General features: G+C 27.9%; 10 protein-coding genes. All 10 read left to right on the forward strand.

All coding sequences use genetic code 11. The features are described 5' to 3' along the window. Window positions 1-179: 179 nt before the first annotated feature. The 10 genes from yaaA to NG901_RS08075 all read left to right on the forward strand — a co-directional run bounded on the left by yaaA (window position 180) and on the right by NG901_RS08075 (window position 12,127). Complete coding sequence (yaaA, locus tag NG901_RS08030) at window positions 180-953, forward strand: peroxide stress protein YaaA (RefSeq protein ID WP_252213459.1); 774 nt, start codon at window positions 180-182, stop codon at window positions 951-953. A gap of 238 nt (window positions 954-1,191) precedes the next feature. Next, on the forward strand, window positions 1,192-1,347 hold the full coding sequence (locus NG901_RS08035; protein WP_003372027.1) for a zinc-ribbon domain-containing protein: 156 nt from the start codon (window positions 1,192-1,194) through the stop codon (window positions 1,345-1,347). A 568-nt stretch (window positions 1,348-1,915) separates the two neighbouring features. Next, window positions 1,916-2,980, forward strand: a complete 1,065-nt coding sequence (locus NG901_RS08040; protein WP_252213461.1) for a CdaR family transcriptional regulator — start codon at window positions 1,916-1,918, stop codon at window positions 2,978-2,980. A gap of 167 nt (window positions 2,981-3,147) precedes the next feature. After that, the gene (locus NG901_RS08045) at window positions 3,148-4,404 is read left to right on the forward strand and encodes a GntP family permease (protein WP_252213463.1); all 1,257 of its coding nucleotides are present in this window, start codon (window positions 3,148-3,150) and stop codon (window positions 4,402-4,404) included. A gap of 50 nt (window positions 4,405-4,454) precedes the next feature. Beyond that, complete coding sequence (locus NG901_RS08050) at window positions 4,455-5,582, forward strand: glycerate kinase family protein (protein WP_252213465.1); 1,128 nt, start codon at window positions 4,455-4,457, stop codon at window positions 5,580-5,582. A 307-nt stretch (window positions 5,583-5,889) separates the two neighbouring features. Further along, on the forward strand, window positions 5,890-9,405 hold the full coding sequence (nifJ, locus tag NG901_RS08055; protein WP_252213467.1) for a pyruvate:ferredoxin (flavodoxin) oxidoreductase: 3,516 nt from the start codon (window positions 5,890-5,892) through the stop codon (window positions 9,403-9,405). A gap of 383 nt (window positions 9,406-9,788) precedes the next feature. Next, window positions 9,789-10,787, forward strand: a complete 999-nt coding sequence (locus tag NG901_RS08060; RefSeq protein WP_252213469.1) for a CAP domain-containing protein — start codon at window positions 9,789-9,791, stop codon at window positions 10,785-10,787. Window positions 10,788-11,115: 328 nt separating this feature from the next. Continuing rightward, complete coding sequence (locus NG901_RS08065; RefSeq protein WP_252213471.1) at window positions 11,116-11,283, forward strand: hypothetical protein; 168 nt, start codon at window positions 11,116-11,118, stop codon at window positions 11,281-11,283. A 267-nt stretch (window positions 11,284-11,550) separates the two neighbouring features. After that, window positions 11,551-11,802, forward strand: a complete 252-nt coding sequence (locus tag NG901_RS08070) for a phage holin family protein (protein ID WP_252213473.1) — start codon at window positions 11,551-11,553, stop codon at window positions 11,800-11,802. A 58-nt stretch (window positions 11,803-11,860) separates the two neighbouring features. Then, the gene (locus NG901_RS08075; RefSeq protein WP_252213475.1) at window positions 11,861-12,127 is read left to right on the forward strand and encodes a hypothetical protein; all 267 of its coding nucleotides are present in this window, start codon (window positions 11,861-11,863) and stop codon (window positions 12,125-12,127) included. Window positions 12,128-12,227 lie beyond the last annotated feature (100 nt).

Genomic DNA, 12,227 nt, shown 5'->3' on the forward strand with positions numbered 1-12,227 from the left:
TCAAAGTATAATTAAATGTTTATATACTTTTAACTAGGTATTATTAAAGAATTGATTGTATTTGAAAAGAAAATTATTGTTAGTTGATAGTTAATATCAAAACATTTATAATTAAAAATATATTTAATAAAAATGCCCAACAAGTGGCTTATAATTACTTATAAGGAGAGAGAAAAATTATGTTAGTAGTTATTTCTCCAGCTAAAACGCTGGATTTTAATAAGACAAATGAAACTTTACCAATGACAAGTCCAAAATTTTTAAAAGAAGCTAGAACCTTAGTAGACGAATTAAAAAAATATGATTCTTATTCATTAGGGAATCTAATGAAAACAAGTGATAAATTATCATTATTAAATAAAGATAGATTCGAAGTTTGGAATGAATCTTTTGATAATGCAAGACAATGTTTGATCGCTTTTAAAGGGGAAGTTTTTAGAGGAATAGATGTTGGAAGTTTTAATATTGAAGACTTATTTTATACTAATGAGCATTTAAGGATTTTATCTGGTTTATATGGTGTTTTAAGTCCATTCGATGGAGTAAATCCCTATAGATTAGAAATGGGAACAAAACTTTCTTTTGATAATTATAAAAACTTATATGATTATTGGGAGGATAAATTAAAACATAAAATAATAGAAGATATAAAATCTACTGGTAATAATATATTAGTAAATCTAGCGTCTTACGAATACTTTAAATCTATAGAAGGAATAGATATATTAGATACATCAGTAAATATTGTGACTCCTATATTTAAAGAGTATAGAAATGGTGAATATAAAATAATAACTATGAAAGCTAAAAAAGCTCGTGGACTTATGACTTCATTTATAATGAAAAATAAAATTAATAATATAAATGATTTAAAGAAATTTGATTTAGAAGGATATTTATATAATGAACAACTTTCAAATAATAATGACTTAGTTTTTACTTTAGAAAATTAATTTTTAGGGATTTATAAGTTTTTAGAGTATGCTTTTTGAGATACTGAAGGGGATAAGAATGGTTATGATTATGTTAATTTATAAAAAATATTAAATTTAAAATAAAGCTTGCAATTAAATTAAAAATCTGTTATCATAAATATATTGTTAAAAAAGATTTTTTATAGATATGTAGATTTCTCCTTTTAGAGAATTATATAAATCAATATTAGTCTTTAAAATTAAGGAGGAATTTAATATGGAAGATAAAATATTAGTATGTAAAGATTGTGGAGAAGAATTCGTATTTTCAGTAGGAGAACAAGAATTCTACAAAGAAAAAGGATTCGATAATGAACCTGTAAGATGTGCAGCTTGTAGAAGAGCTAAGAAAGCACAAAATAATAGAAGATAATTTATGATTTAAAAGGTTATAAGATTTTCTTATAACCTTTTTTTTATGTAGCAATTTAAGAAAAGGTGAATAAAGTGATTAAAGAATTATAGCTATTTTATAGTAAGTTATAAAATAGAGGGTTCTTAGTAGTTGATCCCTAAAAGCTACTTGCCAATAATTATATAAGTTAAAAGAAAAAGTAACTAAGAAGCTATAAAAATGTTTTAATTTTTATAGCTTCTTAGTTTTACAAAAAAATATTGAATTCTCTCTTAAAATGTGCTTATTATTAGTTAATATTTAAATTATGGTATAATTACTATAAATAAGCAAAAATAGTATACTTAAAAATAGTAATGAAAGAGGGGATATATGTATATTGATTTATTAGAAAGAGAGTATCTAATATTGAGATGCTTTCTTTTCTATAATGCATTATTTTACCATAGTATAATTTATTGATATTATCACCGTAATTATATATAATGAGATAATTAATTCAGTGCTTAATAAAGCTGAGATTATACACAAGTTATAAATTACAGAAAACTTTATATTTCAAGCACTTTAGTTCGGAGAGATGTTTATGTTAAGTAAAGAATTAGCACAGAATATAGTAAATAAAGTTATGGGAGTTATTCCTTATAATGTGAATATAATGAATGAAAAAGGTGTTATCATTGGTAGTGGTGATGTATCTAGAATAGGAAGTTTGCATGAGGGTGCTTTAGAAGCTTTAAAAAATAAAAAAGCAGTTGAGGTTTTTAAAGATTATGAATATACAAAAGCAGGAGTTAATATACCAATACTTTTTAGAAATAAAATTATGGGAGTAATAGGTATAACTGGATCACCTAAAATAGTTAGTCCATTTGGAAGAATAGTAAGCGTAACAGCTGAATTATTAATATCTCAGGAATATACTTTAAATCAGCATATAATAAAGCAAAAGTTAACTGAAGAATTTATTTATGAATGGCTAAATATCAATGAAGAGTATACTGAGGAATTCATTCAAAGAGGAATGTCATTAGAAATAGATATTAGAATAAAAAGATTTGTTATAGTAGTTCAATACGATAAATCTAAATTAAAGGAAGTTAATAAATTTATAGATAAGAATTTAAAAGAAAATGAATATAGTATAAATATATCTTCAAATAAAATAGCTTTGTTATTAAAAAGTGAAAGAATAACTAGCAATAAAATAATAAAATTTCAGGATAAAATACAGGAATTATCAATAAAGATTGGAATCGGAAGAGTTCATAGTATCATAATAAATTCATTAATTGATAGTGTAAATGCTCTTAATATTGGAAATAAATTATATGAAGATAAGAATATATATCTTTACGATGCAGTTAAGTTTTTTCATAAAATGAGTTTGCTTATAAATAAGGACTATGAAAAGGAAGTTATAGGTAATATATTACAGGAAATAATGGGAAAAGAACTATTAGAAACGTTCTTAATTTATATGAAAAACAATGGTGAAAGAGCTAAAACAGCTAATGAAATACATATACATAGAAATACACTTAACTATAGGTTAGAAAAAATAGAAGAAGTTACTGGATTGAAATTTAATGATTATTTAGATTTATTTCAGCTAATAACATCATATATAGGATATAAATTAAACTCTTAGAGTTTGATTTATATCCTATTTTGCTTTAAATAGGACTATTTTTGTGCGTTTGCATAATAATAATGAATATAAATTCGTTTACATTACAATAGATAAAAAAAATACATGCCTATACAATATTAAATAGAGTATATAAACATTTACATTGAAAGAAAGAGGGAATAAAAATGGAAGTTACAGTTACAGCTTTGGGTGCAGTAATAGCATTAATTATTGCAATTATATTAATTATAAAAAAAGTACATCCAGCATATGGACTAATAATTGGGGCCTTAGTGGGAGGGCTTGTAGGAGGAGCTGGTTTAACAGGTACTGTAGATTTAATGATTACAGGTGCTAAAAATATGATGCCAGCTATATTAAGAATACTTACTGCAGGGGTGTTAGCAGGGGTATTAATAAAATCTGGTGCAGCAACTAAAATTGCAGAATCCATTGTAGAGAAAATGGGAGAGTCAAAAGCTTTAATTTCTTTAACAATAGCAACTATGGTTTTAACTATGGTTGGTGTATTTATAGACGTAGCCGTTATAACAGTAGCACCAATAGCTTTAGCTATTGCAAAAAGAGCAAACTTAAGTAAAACATCAATTTTATTAGCTATGGTAGGTGGTGGTAAGGCCGGTAATATAATGTCTCCAAACCCTAATACTATAGCAGTATCGGATAATTTAGGAGTATCACTAACTAATGTAATGATGGCAGGAATAATACCAGCTATATTTGGTGTTATTATTACATGCATAATAGCTAAAAAATTAAAGAATAAAGGAAGTTTTGTAAAACAAGACGAATTAATACAAGAGTCAGAAGAAAAACCTAATTTTTTACCAGCAATAGTTGGACCGTTAGTAACTATATTATTACTTATGCTAAGACCAATAGCTGGTATAAGTATAGATCCATTAATAGCACTTCCAGTTGGAGGAATATGTGGAGCTTTAGCAATGGGAAAAGCTAAGAAAGTGAATGAATATGCTATATTTGGGATTGGAAAAATGAGTGGAGTTGCTATACTTTTAATAGGAACAGGAACTTTAGCTGGAATAATTTCTAATTCAGGATTAAAAGATGTAATAATTCAAGGCATAAACATTTTAGGATTACCAAGCTTTGCATTAGCACCAGTATCAGGAATACTTATGGCGGCAGCAACAGCGTCTACAACTTCAGGTGCAGCAGTAGCTAGTTCTGTATTTGGAGCAACAGCTTTAGAATTAGGTGTATCAGGTTTAGCAACAGCAGCTATGATGCATGCTGGAGCAACAGTTTTAGATAGTTTACCTCACGGAAGCTTTTTCCATTCAACAGGTGGAAGTATAAATATGGATATGAATGAAAGATTGAAACTTATTCCATATGAAGCTATGGTTGGACTTACTATGACATTGGTATCAACTATAATATTTGGAATAATACTTTAAGTACATATTATTAAATATGAGAGCTAACATAATTTATGGAGGAATTAAATATGAAATTTGTATTAGCACCAGATTCATTTAAAGAAAGCATGACTTCTAAAGAAGCATGTGAAGCTATGGAAAGAGGAATAAAGAAAGTTATACCAAATGCAGAATGTATAAAGGTTCCTATGGCAGATGGCGGAGAAGGAACTGTAGAAGCTCTAGTTGAGTCAACAAATGGAGAAATACATAAAGTAGAAGTATTAAATCCATTAGGCAAAAAAATAAATGCTTGTTTTGGAGTACTTGGAAATAAAACTACTGCGGTAATAGAAATGGCAACTGCTAGTGGTATACAATTAATAAAAAGAGAAGAACGTAATCCACTTATAACAACAACTTATGGGACAGGTGAGCTTATAAAAGCAGCTTTAGATAAAGGAATTAAGCATATCATTATAGGAATTGGAGGAAGTGCTACTAATGATGGTGGAGCAGGAATGATTCAAGCATTAGGTGGAAAACTTTTAGATAGCAATGGAAATGAGATTTCTTTTGGTGGTGGTGCATTAAATAATCTTGAAAATATAGATTTATCAAATTTAGATGGTAGATTAAAGGATACTACTATTGAAGTTGCTTGTGATGTTACTAATCCTCTAATAGGAGAAAAAGGAGCTTCAGCTATTTTTGGCCCACAAAAAGGTGCAACTTTAGAAGTGGTTAAAGAATTAGATGCTAATTTAGCACATTACTCAGATGTGATAAAAAGATGTTTAGGAAAAGATATTGCATATGCTGAAGGTGCAGGTGCAGCAGGCGGTCTTGGCGCAGCATTACTAGCATTTTTAAATGGAAAACTAAAAAGAGGAATTGACTTAGTTATAAAACACACAGACTTAAGTGAAAAAGTAAAAGGTGCACATTTTGTATTTACAGGAGAAGGAAGTATTGATTCTCAAACAATCTTTGGAAAAACTCCCATAGGCGTAGCAAAAGTTGCTAAAAAAGAAAATGTTAAAACTATAGCTTTTGCAGGAAGAATAGGTAAAGGTATAGAAAATTTATATCCTGAAGGAATAGATTCTATATTTGGTATTTTAACAAGTGTTACTGATATAGATAAAGCATTAGCTTTAGGAAAAGAAAATTTAGAAAGATGTACTGAAAATGTAGTTAGGGTTTTAGTATTATAATTTTAATAATTTAATAAAAGACTATATTTTGGCATGGTGTTGATATATGCATAAATAAAGCTAGACTAAGTAATTTAAAATAAAATCTAACAATATGAAAAGGTATTTAAAATAGTTGTTCTATTTTAAATACCTTTTCATATTATCCTTCTAAAGTTTTGCTTTGATGATTTTTTATAAGTTGAAAAATGTACATAATACTTAATTTTTTTCAAATACTATAAAAGAATATAGAGGTTAAAATTAAGTTTTTAAGAAAATACATTTTTCATATTTAATAAATAATTAAGCAAAAGAGGTAGATAAGATGAGAAGAACTAAAACTATGGATGGAAATACTGCTGCAGCACATATGTCTTATGGATTTACAGAAGTAGCAGCTATTTATCCTATAACACCTTCATCACCAATGGCAGAACATGTTGATGAATGGGCATCTCAAGGAAGAAAAAACATATTTGGAGAGTCTGTTAAAATAGTTGAAATGCAATCAGAAGCAGGAGCGGCTGGTGCTATGCATGGTTCACTTCAAGCAGGTGCATTAACAACAACATATACAGCATCACAAGGATTATTACTTATGATACCTAACATGTATAAAATAGCTGGAGAAAAATTACCTTGTGTTATGCATGTATCAGCCAGAGCACTTACTACATCTTCATTAAATATTTTTGGAGATCATCAAGATGTTATGGCAGCAAGACAAACAGGTTTTGCTATGCTTGCAGAAACTTCTGTACAAGAAGTTATGGATTTATCAGGAGTTGCACATTTAGCAGCTATAAAAGGAAAAATACCATTTGTGAATTTTTTTGATGGATTTAGAACATCTCATGAAATTCAAAAAATTGAAGTTATTGAGCAAGATGAATTAGCTAAACTCGTTGATTATAATGCAATTGATGAATTTAGAAAGAATGCATTAAACCCTAATCATCCAGTAACTAGGGGTACAGCTCAAAATCCAGATATATATTTTCAAACAAGAGAAGCAGTAAACAAATCTTATGATGATATTCCATATATAGTAGAGGAGTATATGAATGAAATAACTAAGCTTACAGGTAGAGAATATCATTGTTTTGATTATTATGGTGCAAAAGATGCTGATAGAATAATAATATCAATGGGATGTGTAAATGATGTAATAGAAGAAACAGTTGATTATTTAAATAATAATAAACAAAAAGTAGGTTTAGTAAAGGTTAGATTATATAGACCATTTTCAGTAGAGAAATTATTAAAATCAATACCAGAAAGTGTTAAGAAAATTGCTGTTTTAGATAAAACTAAAGAACCAGGATCAATAGGAGAACCTTTATATTTAGATGTAGTTAGAAGTTTGTATGGTAAAAAAGACGCTCCTATTGTTGTTGGAGGTAGATTTGGATTAGGATCTAAAGACCCTACACCTGAACATATCGCTGCTGTTTTTGATAACTTACTTAATGATGAACCAAAAAATGACTTTACAATAGGAATAACTGATGATTTAACAAATAAATCATTGAAGCCACACAAGGGAGTAGATGCTATACCAGAAGGAACTACTTCTTGTAAGTTTTGGGGATTAGGATCAGATGGTACTGTAGGTGCAAATAAAAGTGCTATAAAAATTATAGGAGATCATACTGATATGTATGCTCAAGGATATTTTGATTATGATTCTAAAAAATCTGGTGGTATTACGGTATCTCATTTAAGATTTGGTAAAGAACCTATAAAATCAAGATATTTAATAGATAAAGCAGATTTTATTGCTTGTCATAATCAATCATATGTTTATAAATACAATGTATTAAAAGGATTGAAGAAAAATTCTAGATTCTTATTAAATACAATATGGAATAAAGAAGAATTAGAAGAAAAATTACCTGCAAGTATGAAGAAATTTATAGCAGAAAATGATATAGAATTCTATACAATAAATGCAATTAAGATAGCTCAAGATATCGGACTTGGTGGAAGAATAAACATGATAATGCAATCTGCATTTTTTAAAATAACAAACATTATACCTGTTGAAGATGCAGTTAAGTATTTAAAAGAAGCTGTTGTAAATACATATGGTAAAAAAGGCGAAAAAGTAGTTAGAATGAATCATGATGCTATTGATGCTGGCGTTGAAGGTGTAATAAAAATTGAAATACCATTTGGATGGAAAAATGTTATAGATGATAAAAAAGAACATAATGAAGAGTTACCTGATTTTATAAGGGAAATAGTAAATCCTATGAATAGATTAGAAGGTGATTCTTTACCAGTATCAACTTTTGTAAAGCATAATATTGAAGATGGTACATTTATGGCAGGAACTACTGCTTATGAAAAAAGAGGAATTGCAGTGAATGTTCCAGAATGGCTACCAGAAAAATGTATACAATGTAATCAATGTTCATATGTGTGTCCACATGCTACAATAAGACCATTTTTATTAAATGATGAAGAAAAATTAAAAGCACCATCATCTATTAAACTTGTTGAGCCAAAAGCTTTAAAGAGTGATGAAAAATTATATTATTCAATAGGAGTAACCCCTCTTGATTGTACAGGATGTGGAAATTGTGCTGAAGTATGTCCAGCACCAGGAAAAGCATTAGTTATGAAACCTCAAGCTTCTCAACATGAACAAATAGAAGTTTGGAATTATACAGTCGAAAAAGTAACTAATAAAAATCCTATGAATAAAAATACTGTAAAAGGAAGTCAATTTGAAATACCACTTCTTGAATACTCAGGAGCTTGTGCAGGTTGTGGAGAAACCTCATATGCTAAACTTGTAACTCAATTGTTTGGTGATAGAATGATGATAGCAAATGCTACAGGATGTTCATCAATTTGGGCTGCAGGAGCACCTGCTACAGCTTATACAAAAAATCAACAAGGACATGGTCCGGCATGGGCAAATTCATTATTTGAAGATAATGCTGAGTTTGGATACGGTATGTATTTAGGAGTTAAAGCTATAAGAGAAAGAATAGCTAATAATATTGAACTTGCTTTGAAATCTGATATGCCTCATAATGCAAAAGAAGTATTAAAAGATTGGTTAGAACATAAAGACTGTGGTGAAGGAAGTAGAGATAGGTCTAATAAAGTTATAGAAGTACTTGAAAAAGAAAATAATCAATTTGCAAAAGTTATATTAAAGGATAAGGAATTCTTAGTTAAGAGATCTCAATGGATATTTGGTGGAGATGGTTGGGCTTATGATATAGGCTTTGGAGGACTTGATCATGTTATTGCATCGGGAGAAAATATAAATATATTAGTATTTGATACAGAAATATACTCAAATACAGGAGGTCAATCTTCTAAATCTACACCAACAGCTGCAATAGCTAAATTTGCAGCATCAGGAAAGAGAACTAAGAAAAAAGATTTAGGTATGATTGCTATGACTTATGGTTATGTATATGTTGCACAAATATCTATGGGCGCAGATAAAAATCAAACACTTAAAGCAATAGCAGAAGCAGAGGCATATGATGGACCGTCATTAATAATTGCTTATGCACCTTGTATAAGTCATGGAATAAAAATCGGAATGTCAAATTCTCAAGAGGAAGAAAAGAAAGCAGTTGAATGTGGATATTGGAGTCTTTATAGATATAATCCTACATTAAAAGGAGTTAAGAATCCATTTTCACTAGATTCAAAAGAACCAAAAGAAAACTTTAGGGAATTTTTAATGGGTGAAGTTAGATATTCTTCACTTGCCAAAGTATTCCCAGAAATATCAGAAGATCTATTTAAAAAGACAGAAGAGGATGCTTTAGAAAGATATAATAATTATAAAAAATTAGCATCTCAAGAATAAGAAAGTTAGCATCTCAAAAATAAAATATATAAAAAATACAATGGCTATATTACTATAATGATATAAGTAATATAGCCATTTCTTTATATGTAAGATATTAAAAAATACAAAATTTTCAAATATTTTTATATAAAATTTAGTATAATGTATGCTTTGCACTAAAATAAAGGAGCATTCTTTAGAATTTTTGAAGAATTTTATAATAAAAAGAAGATAAATCATTCTAAAGCTTGTCTTCATTGGTTGAAAAATGTCATGGATATGTTAGTATTGAACACAAGGATGTTGTAATAAATTTGAATATATGAAAAAGAGTTAATTAAAAAGGATTATATTGAAATTTACACATATATCCAAAAAAAAATAGCGAGGGAGAGAAACTAATGAAGAAAGCTTTTTTAAGAAGAATACTAGGAGGGGTTGTAGCGATAGCAACAATTACTAGCCTAAGTCCATTAGGGGTATCCGCAGCAGGAAAAAATAATACTACTAATAATTATGCTACAACTAAATGTTGGAGTAAAGTTTATGGTACTTGGTTCTGTTTAGGTTCAAATGGACAAATACAAATAAGTGATTATATAAAAAATAATAATACAAGCTGTAATTTGAAATTTGGATGGGTGACATGCAATAGTAAGCCAGGAACAGATACTAATGGATCAAATGGTGATGTTACAGTTCCGAATGTACCAGGAAGTGACAATGGATCAAATGGTGATGTTACGGTTCCGAATGTACCAGTAAGTGATAAAGGATCAAATGGTGATGTTACAGTTCCAGATGCACCAGGAAATGACAATGGATCAAATAATGATGTTACAGTTCCGAATGTACCAGGAAAAGATACAACAAATCCGGACAATAATGGAGATGGCGGCACAGTTAAGCCTGAACAACCAGGAAATACACAAGAAAATTTACCATCTACAAATGGAGATTCTGTAAATGTTAATGGATTAAGCAAATTACCAGAAAAGTATTCTATAAGCATACAAAGTAGTGCTGAGAATAAAATCCTTCAATTAATGAATGAAAAAAGAGTACAAGCTGGTTTACAACCATTAACTATGGATAATACTTTATTACAAGTTGCTAGATATAAAAGTGACCATATGATTCAATATAATTATTTTGACCACACAAATCCAGATGGAACTAAATGGATAAACTGGTTACAAACAATAGGATATAAATATAATACAACTGGTGAAAATATTGCATATAATACATACGATCCAGTAGAATTATTTAATCAATGGTGGAATTCACAAGGTCATAGAGAAAATATGATGAATCCTTCTTATAATAAGGTTGGAGTAGGTGTTATTTACGATAAAGATAACAATAAATATATGGGAACTCAAACATTTTCAAATTAATAATTTTGATATAAAATAAAGCGATTTTTAAAGATATTTTTTAGGCTTTTAATTATGACTTAAGTATAGATTGAAAATTGAGAATTCTTAAAGTAACTTTATTTGAAAAATATTATTGTTCAACTAATATTTAAGATAAGTTTATATAAAGTCATTAATTTATTTTTTCTTAATCAAAAGATTGAGAGATTTAAATTAATGACTTTTATTTTAGTTAAAATTTAAAATATACTTATATAATAGGTTATAATTGATTAAAATATAATGAAAGAGTAAACGTATAAATATATTATATGTTTATAAATATATTGTAAGTGGAAGTGATAATATGAAAAAGCAGTGTTTTTATTGTAAAAAAGGATTAAATAATGAACTTTTAGAAAATAAAGTAGGTTGTTTTTGTAACGAAGTTCATTATGATAAATATCTAAAAAATTTAAGCTGGCATGAATATATAGAATTGCAACATAGTTTCTGTGTATGTAGTGACGACTAAATTAATATTCTTAAAGATAGTTATATAGTAAAAGCAATAAAACAATAAACAAATTATTATTATAAATAGACATATTGTTAAGCCAAATTAAAAAAATTATAATCTTTTTAATTTGGTTTTTTGTTGTGTACAAAGAGAAAGGCTTATTCATATTATATTAAAGAAATAAAATTTTAGATTAGAAAAGTAATTAAAGGAGAAATTAAAATTTATTATAGGCTTACTATAACTAGAAAAATTTAATTAAGAACATTAGGAGGAATTTTTATGGATTTTATGACCTATATATCACAAAATGCATTAATACTAATACCTGCATTGTATATAGTAGGCATGATAATTAGGGGTACAGAGAGTATTCCTAATAAATTTATACCATTTATTTTATTGATTATTGGAATTGTAGGGGGAATGCTTTTATTAGGATTTAATATAAATGCAGCGATACAGGGAATTTTAGTTACAGGGGCTACAGTGTATACTAATCAGCTATTTAAACAATATAATAAGAAAGAATAAATTATGTGCAAAAATACAATATTTTTTTATAAAGGTAATATAATATGGAGGTGTGAAGATGGAGAAGTGTTTAAATGAATGGAATGTTCATAGGTATGTAAGAAAGCAAGATAGAGAAGTTCTTAAAACCGCTCTTAAAGAAAATATAGATAGAATATTTACACCTATAACAGTCTGTAGTCAAGTTGTAGATGGAACAAACTATATGTTTATATGTGGATCAACAAGTGACATTTCAAAATTAAAAGTTGAACTTGTAAAAGTATATATTTATGTTCCTGTTGAAGGAAAACCAAAACTAAAAAGTATAGAGAAAATGCAATGATATAAATAAACTTTAGGGTCTTGATTTTATGATATAAGGCAATAATAAAAATAAGTAGAGGAATCAACTAAAAATACTTTTTAGTTGATTCCTTATAAAA

The sequence above is a fragment of the Clostridium sp. CMCC3677 genome (assembly GCF_023845585.1).
GTDB lineage: Bacteria > Bacillota > Clostridia > Clostridiales > Clostridiaceae > Clostridium > Clostridium aquiflavi.